Raw genomic sequence first — 17,029 nt, forward strand, 5'->3', positions numbered from 1 at the left:
CGTCATGGCCGGGCTCGTCCCGGCCATGTGCGTTTCAGCCGCCGGTCCAGAACTTCATGGCCGCCGCGCCGGGCGCCAGCAGCACGAAGGCCCAGACCATGGCCGAGGCGATGTTGGCCATCTGGAACAGGAAGTGCGGCATGGCGAACATGCCGGCGATCAGCGGCACCACCGCGCGCAGCGGCCCGAAGAAGCGCCCGAGAAACACGCTCCACGTGCCGAAGCGGTGAAAGAAGCGCTCGCCGCGGTCGATCATCTGGGGATGGCGCGACAGCGGCCAGAAGCGCCTCACCCCATCCTTGAAATAATGGCCGATACCGTAGGAAATGGCGTCGCCCAGCGTCGCGCCGATCGCCGCTCCCGCCCAGACCGGCAGGAAGGCGATGCCGCCGGCTTCGATGATCGGGCCGAGGCCGATCAGCACGAAGGTCGCAGGAAACAGCAGCGACAGCACGGCGAAGGATTCGCCGAAGGCCAGCGCGAAGGCGATATAGGGCGCCCAGTGCGCATGGGCCTCGACGAAGGCCAGCGCCTCCCGGGCATACTGTTCCAGTTCCAGCAACAGCCAATCCTCAAAGCCGGTCGCGCAGGGCGTAATAGCTCATGCCCGCGGCAAGCAACGGCCAGCGCATCACTTTTCCGCCAGGGAAGGGCGGCACCGGAAGCCTCGCGAGGAGATCGAAGCGGCCGAGTTCGCCGGCGACGGCATTGGCGAGGATGCTGCCGAAGAACGGCGCGAGCATGACCCCCTGCCCCGAATACCCCGCCGCCGCGAGCACGCGCGGACCCAGCCTGCGCACGAACGGCATACGGGTCATGGTGATGCCGAGGATACCGCCCCAGCCATAATCGATGCGTACATCCGCGAGCTGCGGGAAGATCTTCAGCATATAGGGCCGCACGAAAGCGCCCGGATCGGCCTTCAGCCGCCGCGTGTAGGTCTCGCCGCCGCCGAACAGCAGGCGGCCGTCGCGGCTGAGGCGGTAATAGTTGACGACAAAGCGGCTGTCGGCGACCGCCGCGTCATTGACGATGATCGCGGCCGCCCGCTCGCCGAGGGGCTCGGTAGCGGCGATGTAGTTGGCGATCGGCATGACATGGGTATCGACCCGGGCGTCGAGACCGTCCTGCAGACCGTCGCCGCATTCGAGCACCCAGTCGGCCTCAACCGATCCGGACACGGTGTCGACAACCACCTTCGCCTCTTCGCGGATGCGGACAGCGCGGGAGTTCTCGAAGAGCCGGGCGCCGGCCGCCTGCGCCGCCCGCGCCAGGCCAAAGGCCAGCGCCAGAGGGTGCAGATGGCCGCCGCCATGATCGATCATGCCGCCGAAATAGGCGTCGGAGCCGACCAGCGCCCTCAGTTCCTCGCGCGACAGCGGGGCGGCGTCGGCATAGCCGTACACCTCGTTGAGCTTGCGGGCATAGGCATGGGAATGAGCGACGAAGCCGGGCTTGTGGTCGGCCACGATGAGGCCCGAGCGCAGGTCGCACTCGATCCGCAGCCGCGCGATCAGGGCGTGGAGGTGCCGTTTCGCCTCCTCCGCCAGATCCCAGAGCTTGCGCGCGTCATCAAGCCCCATGCGCGCCTCGATCCAGTCCTGATCGCGGCGCTGGCCGGAATGGATCTGCCCGCCATTGCGGCCGGAAGCGCCCGAGCCGAGGCGCGAGGCTTCGAGCAGGACGACATCGAACCCCGCCTCGGCGAGATGCAGCGCCGCCGACAGGCCGGTATAGCCGCCGCCGACGACGCAGACATCCACGCGCACCCGCCCGGCCAGCGCCGGGAGCGGCGCCAACGGCGGCGTGCTGGCCGCGTACCAGCTGCGGGGATGGCCCTCTGGAGGAGCGATGCTCATCGTGGAGCACTCATCGCCTGGCGAACAGCTTCTCGATGTCGGCGAGCGACAGCGTGATGAAGGTGGGCCGGCCGTGGTTGCACTGGGCGGCGTTGGGGGTTTCTTCCATCTCGCGCAGCAGGGCGTTCATCTCCTCCGGCTTCAGCCGCCGGCCGGATCGTACCGAGCCGTGGCAGGCCATGGTGGCCGCAACATGCAGGAGACGGCGCTCCAGCGGCAGCGCATCGTCCCATTCGGCGGCGTGCTCGGCGAGGTCGCGCACGAGTGCGCCGATATCCGCATCGCCCAGCAAGGCCGGCGTCTCGCGCACGAGCAGCGCCCCCGGCCCGAACGGCTCGATCACCAGCCCCAGCCGCTCCAGCGCATCGGCCCGATCGCCGAGGCGCGCCGCATCGGCCGGATCGAGATCGACCACGAGCGGCACCAGCAGCATCTGCCGCGCGAGGCCGTCGCGCTCCATCGCCGCCTTCAGCCGCTCATAGACGATGCGCTCATGCGCGGCATGCTGATCGACGATCACCATGCCATCGCGTGACTGGGCGACGATGTAGTTCTGGTGGAGCTGGGCCCGGGCCGCGCCGAGCGGGCGGTCCATCGCTTCGGGCGCCGGCGGCGCGCTATCCGCACGGCTGTCGGCGGCCGGTGCCAGCGCGAGGTCGCCGACGTCGAAGGCGGCCTGCGCGGGTTCGGCAAATCCCGGCATGGCGGCGGGAGCCGGCGACGCCCAGCCGGCGGGTGCCGCAAAGGAGCGCGACCAGTCATAGCCGCCCGCGCGCGGCACGGCCTCGGCCGGCCGGGCCAGCGCGGCAAAACGGTCCGCCGATGATGTCGCGGTTCGCGGCACCGCGCGCGCCATCGCATCGCCCAGCGTCCGCACGATCAGCGCGCGCACAAGGCCGGCGTCGCGAAAGCGCACCTCGGTCTTGGCCGGATGGACGTTCACATCGACCTCGCGCGGATCCAGCGCGAGAAACAGCGCCGTCACCGGGTGACGGTCGGGGGGCAGGAGATCGGCGTAGGCCGCGCGGACGGCGCCCACCAGCACCTTGTCGCGCACCGGCCGGCCATTCACGAACAGATACTGGGCGAGCGAGTTGGCACGGGAAAAAGTCGGCAATCCGGCGATCCCGGCCAGCGACGACCCCTCGCGCCAGCCCTCGACATCGAGCGCGTTGGCGGCGACATCCGCGCCGAGCACGGCAGCGATGCGCGCGCGCCGGGCCGCCGCATCGGTGCCGCAGGCGGGCCAGGTGACAGGTGCGCGTTCGTCGGCCACCAGCGTGAACGCCACGTCGGGGCGGGCGAGCGCGAGGCGCCGCACCACGTCGACCGCCGCCGCCGTCTCGGCCCGTTCCGATTTCAGGAATTTGAGCCGCGCCGGCGTCGCGAAGAAAAGATCGCGCACCTCGACCCGCGTACCGAAGCCGAGCGCGGCCGGCCGGACCGGCGCCTTCACCCCGCCTTCCACCCGGATCTCGTGGGCGTGCGGCGCGCCCTGCGGACGGCTCGTGATGGCGAGCCGCGCGACCGACCCGATCGAGGGCAGCGCCTCGCCGCGAAACCCCAGCGTCGCGATGGACAGAAGGTCCTCGCCGTCGAGCTTCGACGTGGCGTGCCGCTCCACCGCCAGAGCGAGGTCATCGGCGTCCATGCCGTGGCCGTCATCGGTGACGCGCAGGAGCCGCCGACCGCCACCGTCGATCACCACCTCGATGCGGGTGGCACCGGCATCGAGCGCATTCTCGACCAGTTCCTTCAACGCCGCCGCCGGCCGCTCGACCACCTCGCCGGCAGCGATGCGGTCGACCAGCGTGGAGGGGAGCAGTCGCAGGGGCATGGTCGATCCGACTCGGGTATATCTATCGGGGTCACTTTAGCCCGGATCGGATGGCGGCAGATAGGCGCGGTGGCAAACCGCGCACAGGCGGCCCGCTACGGGGCGACCGGATCGTGGCAGCACACGCACAGCTTGTTGCCATCGGGATCGCGGAAATAGGCGCCATAGTAGTTCGGATGATAGTGCGGCCGCAGGCCCGGCGTCCCCTCGTCGCGAGCCCCGAGCATCAGCGCACGGGCATGCACCCGTTCGACCATCGGCCGGTCCGCCGCAAGCAGCGCCATCATCTGGCCGTTGCCGGGCGCGGCGGGCCTGCCGTCAAAGGGGCGCCCGACAAGAAAGAGCGGCCGCGGCGCGCCGGGCTGCATCCAGCCGGCCCAGCCTTTCTCGGGTTCCGCAAACTTGAGTACGAGGCCGAGTTCCGGCAGCAACGCGGAATAGAACGCAAACGCGCGGGGAAAATCGGACACACCGAGATGCACATGCGACAGCATGGGTCGTGTCCCTCATCCGCGCAGAACTATCCCGCAGCCGCAGCGCGCTCGGCCTTCTGGCGCTCCATCTCCTGGCGCTTGGTGATGACCGAGGCGATCACCACGATGATCGTGACCACGGCGATCATGATGGTGCAGATGGCGTTGATCTCCGGCGTCACGCCGAGCCGCACTTGGCTGTAGATCCGCATCGGCAGCGTGGTGGCGCCGGGACCGGTGGTGAAGCTGGCGATGACGAGATCGTCGAGCGAAAGCGTGAAGGCCAGCATCCAGCCCGATATCACCGCCGGCAGGATGATCGGCAGGGTGATCACGAAGAAGGTCTTGAGCGGCGGACAGCCGAGATCGAGCGCCGCTTCCTCCAGGCTGCGGTCGAAGGTGATCAGGCGCGACTGCACCACCACCGACACGAAGCACATGGTGAAGGTGATGTGGGCGAGGGTGATCGTCCAGAAGCCGCGATCGATGTTCACCGCCACGAAGAGCAGCAGCAGCGAGAGGCCGGTGATCACCTCCGGCATGACGAGGGGCGCATAGACCATGCCGGAGAACAGCGTGCGCCCCCAGAAGCGGCCGTAGCGCACGAGGGTGATCGCCGCCAGCGTCCCCAGCACGGTGGCGATCGTCGCCGAGATGAAGGCCACCCGGACCGTCACCCAGGCGGCATCGAGCAGTTGGTCGTTCTCCAGCAGCTTCCAGTACCATTCGGTCGAGAAGCCGGCCCACACGGTCACGAGGCGCGAGGCGTTGAAGGAGTAGATGACCAGCAGCACGATCGGCAGATAGAGGAAGGTGAAGCCGAGCACGATCGAGACGAGGTTGAAGCTCGAGAGACCCTTGCGCATCTCAGCGGCCCTCCATCTCTCGGGCCTGGACGTTCTGGTAGAAGACGATGGGGACCACCAGCACCAGCAGCAGCAGCACCGCCACCGCCGAAGACACCGTCCAGGAACGGTTGACCGAGAATTCCGTCCACAGCGCCTTGCCGATCATCGCCGTATCAGACCCGCCGAGGAGGTCAGGGATGACGAACTCGCCAACGGCCGGGATGAAGCAGAGCAGGCAGCCGGCGAAGACGCCGGGCAGGGAGAGCGGCCAGGTGATCTTCCAGAACGCGGCGAAGGGCGGGCAACCGAGATCGGCGGCGGCCTCGAGCAACGTCTCGTCCATCTTCTCCAGCGCCGAATAGAGCGGCAGGATCATGAAGGGGAGATAGGAGTAGACGATGCCGATGTAGACCGCGGTGTCGGTGGCAAGGATCTCGAGCGGCTCGTCGATCAGCCCCAGCGCGGTGAGAAACTGGTTGAGCAGTCCTTCCGGCGAGAGGATCCCGATCCACGCGTAGACGCGGATGAGGAACGAGGTCCAGAACGGCAGGATCACCAGCATGAGCAGCGTCGGCCGGATCGATTTCGGCGCCCGGGCCATGCCGTAGGCGATCGGATAGCCGACAGCGAGCAGCAGAAGGGTCGAGATGCCGGCGATCTTCAGGCTGGAGCCATAGGCCTCGATGAATTCGTTGTCCCAGCTCAGCACATAGGCGTAGTTGTCGAAATTGAGCTCGGCGAGCTTGTCGCGGATGGCTTCCCAGCCGGCGGCAAGGTCGAACACCGGCGTGTAGGGCGGCTGCGCGATCGCATCCTGCGACAGGCTGATCTTGAAGACGATGAAGAACGGGACGAGGAAAAGCGCAAACAGCCACAGATAGGGGATGGCGACGACCAGCCAGCGCCCCGTGCCCTTCTTCGCCATGATCCGCTCCCGCCCTGTCCCGATCCGTCAGCGCGTCAGCACGACGCCGGCATCGGGTGTCCACGACACCCAAACCTTGTCTTCCCAGCTGATCGGGCGCTCGACCATGCGCGTGAGGTTGGGCTTGGCGGCCTTGATCCGCGTCCCGTTGGGCAGTTCGACGTGGTAGATCGACAGATCGCCGAGATAGCCGATGTCCCAGATCGTCCCGGCGATGCAGTTCACGCCCTGCTCTGCCGGCGGATCGAGATCGACCCGCACCTTTTCCGGCCGGATGGCGATCCAGGCCGGGTCGCCGGGCTTGGCATCCACTTCCTGGGCGATCGTCAGCGACATGTCGGCCGCGTCGGAACGCAGGTGAACCAGACCGTGGCCGAGGCTTTCGATCTTCCCCTCGATGAGGTTCACATCGCCGACGAAGCCGGCGACATAGCGGCAATTGGGCTGCTCGTAGACGACCGCCGGCGGCGCCACCTGCACCAGACGGCCGTGATCCATGACCGCGATCCGATCGGCAACGGTCATCGCCTCCTCTTGATCGTGGGTCACGATCAGGAAGGTCATGCCAAGCTCCATCTGGATGTCCATGAGCTCAAACTGCGTCTCCTCGCGCAGTTTCTTGTCCAGCGCCCCGAGCGGCTCGTCGAGCAGCAGCACCTTGGGGCGCTTGGCCAGCGAGCGCGCCAGGGCGACGCGCTGGCGCTGACCGCCGGACAGCTGGTGCGGCTTGCGCTTGGCGAAGGAGCCGAGCTTGACGAGCTTCAGCATCTCCTCGACCCGTTCGGCGATGAGCGCCCGCTCCATCCCGTCCTGCTTCAGGCCGAAGGCGATGTTGTCCCACACGCTCATATGCGGGAACAGCGCATAGGACTGGAACATCATGTTGACCGGGCGCCGGTAAGGCGGCGTGCCCACGAGATCCTCGCCGGCGAGCATGATCTGGCCGGAGGTCGGCTCCTCGAAGCCGGCGAGCATGCGCATCAGCGTGGTCTTGCCGCAGCCGGATGGGCCCAACAGGGCGAAGAACTCGCGCTCGTAGATGTCGAGCGAAAGATTGTCGACGGCGGTGAACTCGCCGAAGCGCTTGGTGACGTTCACGTAGCGGATGAGCGGCACGGCGGCGGGGTCGGTCCAGGGAGCGAACTTGCGGCGGATGCCGCCGATCGTCTTGGATCCGGCCGACTTCGCACCGGATGTCGCCGTGGCGCCCGTATTCATGCCTTGCCCCGCTGTCCCCGACCGGTTTCCGGCTCTTGTGCAGACGCTAACGGGGTTTCACCCGCCGTCAACTGCCCGTTCGGAAACATTTTCCAGTCTCGCCCCGGACCGCGGAGCCGGCTTGCCTTGACGGCTCGCGCGGCGGCGTGATCCCCTGACAGCGGTATGCGGTGCCAGCGGGCTGCCGCCTACGGTTCATTTTCGAGGTCGGGTGACATGGCAAAGAAGAAGCGCTCGGGCAGCGACGAGGCCATCAGTGCAGCGCGTGGCGTGGTCTCGCTGGAAGAGGCCAAGGCCTGGATGGCGGCGCGCGGGATCACCGAGATCGAATGCGTGGTTCCCGACCTCGCCGGTGTCGCGCGCGGCAAGATCATGCCGGCCTCGAAGTTCCTGTCCGGCCCGACCATGAACCTGCCGCTCTCGGTCTTCTTCCAGACCATCTCGGGCGAATACCCCCCCTATGACGGCCTGGTCGATTCCGTGGTGGTGGACAGCGACCTGGTGATGGAACCCGATTTCTCCACGCTGACCGCCGTGCCCTGGGCGCAGGATCCGACCGCGCAGGTGATCCACGACGCCTATCATCGCGACGGACGGCCGGTCGAACTCTCGCCCCGCCAGGTCCTCAAGAACGTGATGGACCTCTATGCCCACAAGGGCTGGAAGGCGGTGGTCGCCCCGGAGATCGAATTCTATCTGGTCGAGACCAACACCGATCCCGACTACCCGCTCAAGCCGCCGGTGGGGCGCTCGGGGCGGCCCGAGATCGGCCGCCAGTCCTATTCGATCCAGGCGGTCAACGAGTTCGACGCGCTGTTCGAGGACATGTACGACTTCTGCGAGGCGCAGGGGCTGGAGATCGACACGCTGATCCACGAGGACGGCGCGGCGCAGATGGAAATCAACCTGCTGCACGGCGACCCGCTCGTGCTTGCCGACCAGGTCTTCATGTTCAAGCGCACCATCCGCGAGGTGGCGCTGAATCACAAGATCTACGCCACCTTCATGGCCAAGCCGATCGCCGAGGAGCCCGGCTCGGCAATGCACATCCACCAGTCGATCGTCTCGGCGGAGAGCGGCAAGAACATCTTCTCCGACCGGGACGGCGACCCGACGCCCGAGTTCTTCTCCTTCATTGCCGGCCAGCAGCGCTATCTGCCGGCGGTGATGTCGATCCTCGCGCCCTACGTGAACTCCTACCGCCGACTGACGCGCGATTCGATGGCGCCGATCAACGTGCAGTGGGGCTACGACAACCGCACGGCGGGGCTGCGCGTCCCCCCCTCCTCGCCGGCGGCGCGACGGGTGGAGAACCGGGTGCCCTCGTCGGACGCCAACCCCTATCTGGCCATCGCCGCCTCGCTGGCGTGCGGCTATCTGGGCATGGTCGAGGGCCTGCGCCCGACCGATCCGCTGGAAGCGGACGCCAAGGGGCTCGATTTCGAGCTGCCGCGCGACCTGCTCGGCGCCGTCGCGGCCATGCAGTATTCCGACGAGATCGCGACCGTGCTCGGCCCCTCCTTCGTGAAGACCTATTCGGCGGTGAAGCAGGCCGAGTTCGAGACCTTCATGCGGGTGATCTCGCCGTGGGAGCGGGAATATCTGCTGCTGAACGTGTGAATCAACTGCAGCGTTCGGCGAGGGCGGGCTTTCGCGCCATCCAAAGAAAACGCCCGCCGGTGCGGGCCGGCGGGCGCAGGTGCGGCGGCAAGAGGGGGGTAGCCGCCGCGAAAGCAATCGCGAGCGGTCAGCCCCCGCACGTATCGAGTTCCTTGCGCGCCGCGGCATATTCACGGGCGGCGAGGCGCCGCGCGGCGCGACGCTCCACCGAGCGCACCACCAGCAGCGAGGTCGGGTCCTGCCAGACCGGCCCCGACGCCGCGTCCGCGACGTCGGCGCGCGTCAGCCCGATGTCGCGCAGCATGCGGTCGTCGAATTCGCCGAGATCGGCGATCACGCGGCGACGCGCCACGGCCTTGAGAATGTTGATCACGCGGAGGGCGCCGGCGAGCAGAATGCCGCCCGCCGCAGCGCCGAACGCCTCGAACGCGGTTCTACGGGTTTCGCCAATGTAAGACATCGTCCTCTCCATCGTGTCGGCGGGATGGGTGGCTCCATCCGCCATGCCCCGTTTTCCTGCGCGGCGGCCCATCCGCCCACCCGAAACCGGCGCCGCGCTTCGCGACAGGCCCGTTATGATCGATCACAAATAATCACACTAGCGAATGTTTATGATCCGAATTATCATTGTCAGTGATATTCAGGGCATGAGGATGAGCGGATGAGCGTGCTCCTCGACATTGATCAATTAAGAACCTTCATGGCTATCGCTGAAACAGGGAGTTTCACGAAAGCCTCCGAGGTGGTCCACAAGACCCAGTCGGCCGTCTCCATGCAGATGAAGCGGCTGGAGGAACGGGTCGGCAAACCGATCTTCGCCCGCGACGGGCGCGCTTCCAAGCTCACCGAGGAAGGCGAGCGGCTGCTGGATTATGCCCGCCGTATCGTCAAGCTGAACATGGAGGCCATCGCCAGCCTCGCCAATGCCGAGCTTTCCGGGCGCGTGCGACTCGGCGTCCCCGATGACTATGCCGATCGCTACCTGCCGGAGATCATGGCGAGGTTCTCCCGAACCCACCCCAATGTCGAACTCACCGTCGTCTGCGACCCATCGACGGATTTGATCGATCGCATCGATACCGGCGATCTCGACCTCGCCATCATCACCGACTGCGAGATGATCAATCGGGAAATCGAGATCATCCGTCGCGAATCCCTGATGTGGGTCGGCTCCAGCCGGCATTCCGTCCATCTGGAGGAACCGCTGCCGCTCGCGCTGGGGCGGCAGACCTGCAACTGGCGGCAGGAGGCCATGGCGCAGTTGCAGGCGGTCGGCCGGCCGTTCCGCATCCTCTACACCAGTTCGAACAGCACGGCGGTTTCGGCGGCGGTCCTCGCGGGGCTCGCCGTGTCGGTCTTGCCCGAATCGGGACTGCGTCCCGGCATGCGGGTGCTCGGCCCGTCGGAAGGTTTTCCGGCTCTGGCCCCCTGCCGGATCGGCATCGTTCGGAACCGCCATGAACCGTCCGCGCTGGCCGAGGCGCTCGCCACGCACGTTGTGCAGGGCCTCGACAACATCTCGGAGGCAGCGATAGCGGCGGAGTGAACGCCCGTCCGGCCTGCATGCTATCCTGAAGCCGCATCTCAGGAGGTCACGCCATGGCGACCGGTCCCGTTCCCGGCGATATCATACCTTTCCTGCGCTATGCCGACCCTCGCGCCGCGATCGCCTGGCTCGGTCAGGCGTTCGGGTTCGAGCCCATCCTGGTTGTCGACGGCGATAATGGCACCATCGCGCATGCCGAGCTTCGCCTCGGCAGCGGCGCCATCATGATCGGCGGCGCAAAGAAGGATGGGCTCGGCATGGTCAGCCCCACCGAAGCCGGAGGGGCAACGCAGGGCATCTACGTCGTGATCGCGGACGCCGATGCGCTGTGGGCGAAGGCGACGGCCGCCGGTGCCGAGGTGGTCATGCCGATCTACGACACCCCCTATGGCTCGCGCGAGTTCGCCGTGCGCGACCCTGAAGGCCATCTGTGGAGCCTCGGCACCTATCGGGCCGGCTCCTGGGACGACTGAGGATCAGTAGGCGTCCTCGACGAAAACCGGCTCGACGGACTGCCGCCACGCGCCCCGATAGCGCTCCAGCAGGCCTTCCGCCGGGGTCTTGCCGCGCGCGAGGCTTTCCTCGAGGGTGACAAGGAAGCGCGTCTCGTCGCGCCCCTGGCTGTCGCGGCGGCTGCGGCGAGCGAGCCCCGCGCGGGCCAGCGCCACGACATCGCGGGCGATGTCGAGCACGGTGCGCCCACCGATCTGCGCGGCGAAGCCCAGCTTCGGCACGTCGTCGCGCAGTTTCTGCCGCTCCGCCGCGCTCCAGCCGCGCGCCAGCTGCCAGGCGTCGTCAAGGCTTTGCGGGTCGTACAGCAGCCCCGTCCACAGCGCCGGCAGGGCGCACAGCTTCGCCCAGGGACCGCCATCGGCGCCGCGCATCTCGAGATAACGCTTCAGGCGAACCTCGGGGAAGATGGTGGTGAGATGGTTGGCCCAGTCAGAGACGGTCGCGGTTTCGCCCGGCACGGCCGGGTGGCGACCGGCCAGCAGGTCGCGGAACGAGGAGCCGGCGACGTCGATGTAATGATCGCCGCGCTTGATGAAATACATCGGCACGTCGAGCGCGTAATCGACATAGCGCTCAAACCCCATGCCGTCCTCGAAGGCGAAGGGCAGCATGCCGGCGCGGGCGTTGTCGGTATCGCGCCAGATTTCCGACCGGTAGGAGAGGAAACCGTTCGGCCGACCTTCGGTGAAAGGCGAATTGGCGAACAGCGCGGTCGCGATCGGCTGCAGCGCCAGCCCCACGCGGAGCTTCGCCACCATGTCGGCCTCGCTGGCGAAATCGAGGTTCACCTGCACGGTGCAGGTGCGGAACATCATGTCGAGGCCGCGGCTGCCGACCTTCGGCATGTAGTCGGCCATAATCCGGTAGCGGCCCTTGGGCATCACCGGCGTCTCTGCCAGCGTCCATTTCGGGCTCATGCCGAGACCGAGAAAGCCGATGCCCAACGGCGTCGCCACCTGCCGCACCTGCTCGAGATGCGCATTCACCTCGGCGCAGGTCTCGTGGATGGTGGCGAGCGGGGCGCCGGACAGTTCGAACTGGCCGCCGGGCTCCAGCGAGATGGCACCGCCCCCGACCGTGTCGACGAGGCCGATGATGGTCGACCCCTCCATGATCGGTTCCCAGCAGTTCAGCTTCTGCATCCCCTCGAGCAGCGCCCGGATGCCCGCCTCGCCCGCGTAGGGAATCGGGCGATGCCCTTCGAGCAGGAAGGGGAACTTCTCGTGTTCCGTGCCGATCCGGAACCGCTCGGCGGGTTTGCAGCCTTGGGCGATCCACGCCACGAGGTCGTCGCGGCTCTCTATCGGCTGCGTGTCGATCAGGTCTCGCGCCATACGTCGAACTCCGGCCGGAGGTATCCGGCGTGCTGGGCGCGCGACCATACACAGGCGAAACGGGGACGCAAACAGCCGCCGTCAACTCACGGTGCGGAGGCGTGGGTCAGCCAGTTCGTGACGGCGTGCAGCGCTTCATCACGATTGCCGGTGCGGTGCGCGGCTTCCTGATAGATGGCGATCTGCGCATCCGCACTGGTGCCTCCGTCGAGAATGGCGCGGATCTGGTCGAGGCACTCCCCACAGCCGAGCGCGGCGGCGTCCTCGCCCACGCGGTCGAGCAAGGATGTCACCACCTCGGCGACCGGTACAGCCTGTCGCGTGGCGCGATCGACGAAGCTGCCGTGGATGCCGTAGCGCTGGGCGCGCCACTTGTTCTCGACCGCGATGGCCCGATCCACCGCATCGATGCCCGCATTCAGCTTCCGGTCGCCCACCAGATGGCGGACCAGCGACCGGTACAGGCCGGCGATGGCGATGGAATCCTCAAGTCGCGTGCAGCTGTCGGGCGCGCGCAGCTCCAGCGTGGGGTGCTTCTGCGAGGGGCGGATGGCCCACCAGATGTAGCTCGAATCACGCACCGCGCGCGCCGCGATCAGCGCCTCGACATAGTCGTCGTAATCCTTGGCGCTCTCGAACAGCTCCGGCAAACCGGTGCGCGGCAGTTCGTCATAGGCGGCGAGGCGGTACCCCATCAGGCCCGTGCGCTTGGATTCCCAGAACGGCGAGGAGGTGGCCAGCGCCACGAAAACGGGCAGGAAGGGCAGGATGCGCCGCATCACATCGATGCGCAGATCCGGGTCCGCCAGCTCCACATGCACGTGCAGACCACACAGGAGATTGCGTTCGCCGAGCATCTGCAGATCGTGCATCAGCCCGTCATAGCGCTGCGCCCGTGTGCGCTTGCTGCCCTGCCAGCTGGCGGTCGGGTGCGTCCCGGCGGCAAGGAAGGCGAGGTCGAAATCGGCGGCGACCTGCCCGAGCGCCCGGCGCAGGCCCCGCAGCTCGGTCCGCGCGGCGTCGATCGCCTCGTGCGGTCGGGTCATCAGCTCGATCTGCGGCTGGAGCATCTCGCCTGTCACCGAGCCGCCGAGCGCCTGTCGGGCACCCTCCATGAAGGCCGGCGGCATGCGACGCAGCACGCTCTTGGAGGTCGCGTCGACGACGAAATACTCCTCCTCGATTCCGATCCGGTATTCGCTCAGCATGGCGTCATCCTCGCAAATCATGTCGACCTTATCGTGTCGACCCAGACGCATCCGACGTCATCGGAATGCGTCCCTTGGCAGCGGCGGAGATCGGCGTCAATCACGGTCGAAATATGACTTAGAATTTGGCTGCACAGCGGGAGAATTTATTATTGTAATATTTGAATTATTCCTGATGCACGCGAATGTTGTCATGATAGAATTATAGAACGCGTCCAAAATCAGCGGACACGCTCGTCAAACGCGCGGGCCGGCCACCGGTTCCGCCGCGCCGCCTCAGCCCTCGCGAGCGGCCTGAACCAACGCCAGGGCGGCAACGGCGGCGGTGTCGGCGCGCAGGATGCGCGGGCCGAGCGACAGCGGAATGCAACCGACGCGCGTGCGCAACTGGCGCCGTTCCGGCTCGGCGAAGCCGCCCTCCGGCCCGATCAGCACGCAGGCCGGCGCCGACCCGAGCGCTGCCAGTGCGGCGCGCCCTTCCGCGCGGCCGGCATGTTCGTCGCAGAAGATGAGCACGCGTTCCGCCGGCAGGGCCGCGAGCCACCGGTCGAACGGGGCGGGCTCCAGCACCTCCGGGACCGACAGGATGCCGCACTGCTCGGCCGCCTCGACGGCATTGGCCACCATGCGCTCGGTGTTCACCCGGCTCGCCTGGGTGTGACGCGTGATCACCGGCACCAGCCGCCCCGCTCCCATCTCGACCGCCTTCTGGACCATGTAGTCCAGCCGGGCGTGCTTCAGCGGTGCGAAGACATAGTCGAGGTCGGCCGGAGCGGTCTGGGGCCGAAGCTGCGCTTCGCACGCGAGAACGACCTCGCGGCGCGCGCCGGCGATGCGGCGCGCGCGCCATTCGCCATCGCGCCCGTTGAAGAGATGAAGCGCATCGCCGAGCCCCAGCCGAATGACATCCGCGACGTAGTGGGCGCGGGCGCGATCGAGCACGATCTCGCCGCCGCCGACGAGCGGATCGGGCACGAAAAGTCGCTGGGCGCGAAAATCATAGGCTTCCATTAGGGAATGTCCGCTACAGCAAGGGGCGACATTGACGTGATGCGCTGATATTCTGCGGCCAGCGCCGTGATGTTGCCCAATCTTTGGTGCCTGTGTATCACGCGTTGCCGCGACTATACGGGATGGAAGCTGATATGGCAGGTTTGATTCCCGGCGGACATGTCCGCCTGGCCATTTTCCTGGCCGCCGGAATTGCGATGAGCGCGGGTTCCGCACAGGCTCAGTGGATCGGAACGCCGGCCGGCGATGGCGCGACGAGCGCTGCGCCCGCACCGGCCCCGATGGAATCGGTGGAGCCGATGGCTCCCGCCATGCCGGCCCCGACTTTCGCTGCGCCGGCCGCGGCACCGCAGCGCGCCTCCGTCGACTGTCAGGGCGATGTCGACAAGTTGCGCGCCGACATCGAAACCAACGGCAAGGCGATCCAGGCCGCCTCCAAGCGCAAGGCGACGCCCATCGAGGTGTGCCCCATATTCCGCCGCTACGTGACGGCCGAGCAGAAGTTCGTCGCCTATCTGGAGAAGAACCAGGAGGCGTGCGGCGTGCCGGGCGAAGCCATCAAGTCGCTGAAGACCAACAACGGCAAGGCCGCGGCCACGCGCGACAAGGTCTGCCAGATCGCCGCGCAGCAGCAGGAGAAGGGTGCCGGAGGTGGCGAGGCTCCCCGTCAGGGCCAGCTCTCCTCGGGTCTCGGTCTCCAGAACAGCCTGCCCGGCGTGGGCAGCGGCAAGAGCGGGGGCGTGTTCGACACCCTCGGCGGCAGCGCCCTGCGCTGACCGGGGAACGGTGCCGCGGGCGGCGGCGCTTGCGTGGAGCCTCGAATCGCTCACCCCGTCGGGAGCCGATCCGCGCTCGCATGGTGGCGGATGAGAAACTGACATGCACCCCGACATCGCCCCCTCGGCCGATCGCCTTGCCCCGCCCACCGCGGATTCCACGCTCAATTGGGTCGAGCGCTGGGCGCCGGACGCTGTGCGTCCCTATCTGCGGCTTGCCCGTGCCGACCGGCCGATCGGCAGTTGGCTCCTGCTGATTCCGTGCCTGTGGTCGACCGCGCTGGCGGCGAGCGCAGGTCAGCCGGGGCGTGGCTGGACCGGGTGGAGCCTTGCCCTCGTCGCCCTCTTCGCCATCGGTTCGATCGCCATGCGTGGCGCCGGATGTGCGTGGAACGACATCCTCGACCGCGACATCGACGGTCGCGTCGAACGCACGCGCGGCCGGCCCCTCCCGTCGGGGCAGATCAGCGTGCGGGCTGCGCTGGTCTTCCTGGTCGCACAGGCCCTCGTCGGACTGGCCGTGCTGCTCGCCCTGCCGTCCTTCGCGATCATGGTCGCGCTCGCCTCGCTGGGCGTGGTGGCCATCTATCCGTTGATGAAGCGGGTGATCTGGATCCCCCAGCTCGTGCTGGGCCTCGCCTTCTCCTGGGGCGCGCTCATGGGATTTGCCGCGCTCGACGAGGCGCTGCCACCTGCGGCGCTGCTGCTCTACGCCGGCTCGGTGCTGTGGGTGATCGGCTACGACACCATCTACGCCCACCAGGATCGGGACGACGATGCCATGATCGGCCTGAAATCGTCGGCCCTCTGGATGGGCGCGGCGACCGGGCCGTGGCTGATGGCGCTGTATGCCGGCACGGTCCTCCTGATCGGCGCGGCGCTTGCGGCCGCGGGAGCCGGCCCCGCCTCCTGGCTGGGGCTGGCCGGCTTTGCCGGACATCTCGGCTGGCAGGTCGGACGGCTCGACATCGACCGCCCCGATCTGTGCCTGCGCCTGTTCCGATCCAACCGCGACGCGGGGCTGATCCTGTTTGCCGGCCTCGCGCTTGATGCCGGCCTCGTCAGTCTCGCGCAATGATCTCGCATTCGCCGCGGTGAACGGCGCTCGCCGTCGCGCTGGCCGAGACCGGACGGCGCTTGAACACCAGCGGGCGGCGGCATTTCAGCGCGCCGCGCAGGCGACGGCGCGCAAGCGGCGCGGCGATCACCAGGCGCCCCAGCATTTCCTGGGCCTCGGCATAGGAGCCGTCCGGCTCGGTGCGCAGCATCGGCAGGCCGAGATGCGCCGTCCAGCGGCGCCAATGCGCCACCACGTCGTCGGCATCGGGCTCGACCTGCAGGACGACCGTCAGCGCCGCATCGGGATGAACCAGGACGATCTCGATTCCCTCGCCGTCTCCCTCCGGATCGGCGAGCCGGACCGCCACGCCCCGGAACGCGGCATGGCGCAGAGTGAACTTCATCGGGATGCCGGCCCGGCGGCGGCGGATCACGACGTGGTCGTCGTGCAACTCGACCTGCCGCAGGCCGCCATCGGCCCCGCCGTCCCGCTCGACATAGCGGATCGCCGTTCCGGCCGCCGCCGGCGCGCAGTTTTCCTGTGGGACGGAATGGCTCCCGCCCGCTCCGAAATGACGCCTCATGACACTCCCCCGCCGGTATTTTGGCTCTCGGCCCCGGTCGTGAGGTGAGATTAGGCGCCGTCCGTGGCGATCGGCTTAAGGGAAATGGTTGACCGTTCGTTGGTGGGCTTCTGGAGACCGCGAAGCGCTCTCATGCTTGACGAAACCTTGAAATGCCGTCGCTTCCGCAAGGCGACTTGCATGGCTGCGTCATCGCGCCTAAGCCGCTGTGCCATGAA

The 17,029-nt window shown here is 67.6% G+C and carries 17 protein-coding genes; 5 read left to right on the top strand and 12 right to left on the bottom strand.

Annotated features, from left to right (window positions below):
• Window positions 1–34: 34 nt before the first annotated feature.
• From ACEUEL_RS19800 to ACEUEL_RS19830, 7 genes are all read right to left on the bottom strand, one after another.
• Window positions 35–559 (bottom strand): DedA family protein, encoded by a 525-nt coding sequence (locus ACEUEL_RS19800; protein WP_405709542.1) that lies wholly within the window; start codon window positions 557–559, stop codon window positions 35–37.
• A 13-nt stretch (window positions 560–572) separates the two neighbouring features.
• Window positions 573–1,859, bottom strand: a complete 1,287-nt coding sequence (locus ACEUEL_RS19805) for an NAD(P)/FAD-dependent oxidoreductase (protein WP_405709152.1) — start codon at window positions 1,857–1,859, stop codon at window positions 573–575.
• Between the two features lie 10 nt (window positions 1,860–1,869).
• Complete coding sequence (mutL, locus tag ACEUEL_RS19810; RefSeq protein WP_405709155.1) at window positions 1,870–3,696, bottom strand: DNA mismatch repair endonuclease MutL; 1,827 nt, start codon at window positions 3,694–3,696, stop codon at window positions 1,870–1,872.
• Window positions 3,697–3,791: 95 nt separating this feature from the next.
• Entirely contained in the window at window positions 3,792–4,190 is a 399-nt protein-coding gene (locus ACEUEL_RS19815; RefSeq protein ID WP_405709158.1) for a VOC family protein, read from the bottom strand.
• A 26-nt stretch (window positions 4,191–4,216) separates the two neighbouring features.
• Window positions 4,217–5,035, bottom strand: coding sequence for an ABC transporter permease subunit (locus ACEUEL_RS19820; protein WP_405709161.1), 819 nt, complete (start codon window positions 5,033–5,035; stop codon window positions 4,217–4,219).
• Window position 5,036: 1 nt separating this feature from the next.
• Window positions 5,037–5,942, bottom strand: a complete 906-nt coding sequence (locus ACEUEL_RS19825; RefSeq protein ID WP_405709164.1) for an ABC transporter permease subunit — start codon at window positions 5,940–5,942, stop codon at window positions 5,037–5,039.
• Between the two features lie 27 nt (window positions 5,943–5,969).
• Complete coding sequence (locus ACEUEL_RS19830; RefSeq protein ID WP_405709166.1) at window positions 5,970–7,160, bottom strand: ABC transporter ATP-binding protein; 1,191 nt, start codon at window positions 7,158–7,160, stop codon at window positions 5,970–5,972.
• Window positions 7,161–7,376: 216 nt separating this feature from the next.
• Here ACEUEL_RS19830 and ACEUEL_RS19835 point away from each other — a divergent pair, with 216 nt between their 5' ends.
• Window positions 7,377–8,780: a glutamine synthetase family protein gene (locus tag ACEUEL_RS19835; RefSeq protein ID WP_405709169.1), complete on the top strand. Its 1,404-nt coding sequence runs from the start codon at window positions 7,377–7,379 to the stop codon at window positions 8,778–8,780.
• Window positions 8,781–8,907: 127 nt separating this feature from the next.
• Here ACEUEL_RS19835 and ACEUEL_RS19840 read toward each other — a convergent pair whose 3' ends face one another.
• Entirely contained in the window at window positions 8,908–9,240 is a 333-nt protein-coding gene (locus tag ACEUEL_RS19840) for a DUF1127 domain-containing protein (protein ID WP_405709172.1), read from the bottom strand.
• A gap of 201 nt (window positions 9,241–9,441) precedes the next feature.
• On the opposite strand from ACEUEL_RS19840, the gene ACEUEL_RS19845 reads away from it, so the two are divergent.
• Complete coding sequence (locus tag ACEUEL_RS19845) at window positions 9,442–10,326, top strand: LysR substrate-binding domain-containing protein (RefSeq protein ID WP_405709175.1); 885 nt, start codon at window positions 9,442–9,444, stop codon at window positions 10,324–10,326.
• A gap of 53 nt (window positions 10,327–10,379) precedes the next feature.
• A complete protein-coding gene (locus tag ACEUEL_RS19850) occupies window positions 10,380–10,799 on the top strand; it encodes a VOC family protein (RefSeq protein WP_405709177.1) in 420 nt (139 codons plus the stop codon).
• A 3-nt stretch (window positions 10,800–10,802) separates the two neighbouring features.
• Here the strand turns inward: ACEUEL_RS19850 and ACEUEL_RS19855 are convergent, their stop codons facing one another.
• The 3 genes from ACEUEL_RS19855 to ACEUEL_RS19865 form a co-directional block, all read right to left on the bottom strand.
• Entirely contained in the window at window positions 10,803–12,173 is a 1,371-nt protein-coding gene (locus ACEUEL_RS19855) for a glutamate--cysteine ligase (protein WP_405709180.1), read from the bottom strand.
• An 86-nt stretch (window positions 12,174–12,259) separates the two neighbouring features.
• Window positions 12,260–13,402, bottom strand: coding sequence for a carboxylate-amine ligase (locus ACEUEL_RS19860; protein WP_405709183.1), 1,143 nt, complete (start codon window positions 13,400–13,402; stop codon window positions 12,260–12,262).
• 255 nt (window positions 13,403–13,657) lie between these two features.
• On the bottom strand, window positions 13,658–14,392 hold the full coding sequence (locus ACEUEL_RS19865; protein WP_405709186.1) for a 16S rRNA (uracil(1498)-N(3))-methyltransferase: 735 nt from the start codon (window positions 14,390–14,392) through the stop codon (window positions 13,658–13,660).
• Between the two features lie 197 nt (window positions 14,393–14,589).
• Here ACEUEL_RS19865 and ACEUEL_RS19870 point away from each other — a divergent pair, with 197 nt between their 5' ends.
• Complete coding sequence (locus ACEUEL_RS19870; RefSeq protein WP_405709189.1) at window positions 14,590–15,168, top strand: hypothetical protein; 579 nt, start codon at window positions 14,590–14,592, stop codon at window positions 15,166–15,168.
• 103 nt (window positions 15,169–15,271) lie between these two features.
• Window positions 15,272–16,246, top strand: coding sequence for a 4-hydroxybenzoate octaprenyltransferase (gene ubiA / locus ACEUEL_RS19875; RefSeq protein ID WP_405709192.1), 975 nt, complete (start codon window positions 15,272–15,274; stop codon window positions 16,244–16,246).
• On the opposite strand, the gene ACEUEL_RS19880 is transcribed toward ubiA, so the two are convergent.
• Window positions 16,230–16,811, bottom strand: coding sequence for a DUF6101 family protein (locus ACEUEL_RS19880; protein ID WP_405709194.1), 582 nt, complete (start codon window positions 16,809–16,811; stop codon window positions 16,230–16,232). The two genes, ubiA and ACEUEL_RS19880, sit on opposite strands and share 17 nt — an antisense overlap.
• Window positions 16,812–17,029: the final 218 nt, after the last annotated feature.

The organism is Ancylobacter terrae (genome assembly GCF_045108345.1).
Classification (GTDB): domain Bacteria; phylum Pseudomonadota; class Alphaproteobacteria; order Rhizobiales; family Xanthobacteraceae; genus Ancylobacter.

Coding starts and splice junctions, on each gene's coding strand:
- ACEUEL_RS19805 (WP_405709152.1), bottom strand. CDS start 1,859: ATGAGCATCGCTCCTCCAGAGGGCCATCCCCGCAGCTGGTACGCGGCC.
- ubiA (WP_405709192.1), top strand. CDS start 15,272: ATGCACCCCGACATCGCCCCCTCGGCCGATCGCCTTGCCCCGCCCACC.
- ACEUEL_RS19850 (WP_405709177.1), top strand. CDS start 10,380: ATGGCGACCGGTCCCGTTCCCGGCGATATCATACCTTTCCTGCGCTAT.
- ACEUEL_RS19820 (WP_405709161.1), bottom strand. CDS start 5,035: ATGCGCAAGGGTCTCTCGAGCTTCAACCTCGTCTCGATCGTGCTCGGC.
- ACEUEL_RS19815 (WP_405709158.1), bottom strand. CDS start 4,190: ATGCTGTCGCATGTGCATCTCGGTGTGTCCGATTTTCCCCGCGCGTTT.
- ACEUEL_RS19835 (WP_405709169.1), top strand. CDS start 7,377: ATGGCAAAGAAGAAGCGCTCGGGCAGCGACGAGGCCATCAGTGCAGCG.
- ACEUEL_RS19840 (WP_405709172.1), bottom strand. CDS start 9,240: ATGTCTTACATTGGCGAAACCCGTAGAACCGCGTTCGAGGCGTTCGGC.
- ACEUEL_RS19825 (WP_405709164.1), bottom strand. CDS start 5,942: ATGGCGAAGAAGGGCACGGGGCGCTGGCTGGTCGTCGCCATCCCCTAT.
- ACEUEL_RS19830 (WP_405709166.1), bottom strand. CDS start 7,160: ATGAATACGGGCGCCACGGCGACATCCGGTGCGAAGTCGGCCGGATCC.
- ACEUEL_RS19855 (WP_405709180.1), bottom strand. CDS start 12,173: ATGGCGCGAGACCTGATCGACACGCAGCCGATAGAGAGCCGCGACGAC.
- ACEUEL_RS19845 (WP_405709175.1), top strand. CDS start 9,442: ATGAGCGTGCTCCTCGACATTGATCAATTAAGAACCTTCATGGCTATC.
- ACEUEL_RS19865 (WP_405709186.1), bottom strand. CDS start 14,392: ATGGAAGCCTATGATTTTCGCGCCCAGCGACTTTTCGTGCCCGATCCG.
- mutL (WP_405709155.1), bottom strand. CDS start 3,696: ATGCCCCTGCGACTGCTCCCCTCCACGCTGGTCGACCGCATCGCTGCC.
- ACEUEL_RS19860 (WP_405709183.1), bottom strand. CDS start 13,402: ATGATTTGCGAGGATGACGCCATGCTGAGCGAATACCGGATCGGAATC.
- ACEUEL_RS19880 (WP_405709194.1), bottom strand. CDS start 16,811: ATGAGGCGTCATTTCGGAGCGGGCGGGAGCCATTCCGTCCCACAGGAA.
- ACEUEL_RS19870 (WP_405709189.1), top strand. CDS start 14,590: ATGAGCGCGGGTTCCGCACAGGCTCAGTGGATCGGAACGCCGGCCGGC.